This window comes from uncultured Microscilla sp. (genome assembly GCF_947493425.1).
In the GTDB taxonomy this organism is placed as follows: Bacteria; Bacteroidota; Bacteroidia; order Cytophagales; family Microscillaceae; genus Microscilla.
This window is the reverse complement of record NZ_CANLRP010000681.1, coordinates 1-227: the sequence shown is the minus strand read 5'-3', so window position 1 is coordinate 227 and position 227 is coordinate 1. Positions and strand designations below refer to the sequence as shown.

1 protein-coding gene is annotated in these 227 nt (G+C 34.8%); it reads right to left on the bottom strand.

Features of this window, described 5'->3' with window-relative positions:
• A partial coding sequence (locus Q0954_RS34905; RefSeq protein WP_299466945.1) for a helix-turn-helix domain-containing protein occupies positions 1-227 on the bottom strand: 227 nt, incomplete at both ends.

Sequence of the window (227 nt, the reverse complement as noted above, 5' to 3'; positions counted from 1 at the left end):
TGCTCGAGTAATTGTTGAGTTTTGAACCCTTCACTTTCCATTTGTACTACCAATTTAGTCCCTTTTTCTAAAGTAGAGTATTTATAGATCCATTTGTAAACCGAACTCCGACTCACATCATAAAGATCGCTTATTTGCTGCACTGTCAGCTCTTTTTTTAAGATTTTTTGTACTTTTGAACGCTTAAAATCTGTGCTGAAAACACGAGTTGAATTCCTTCTTTTCTC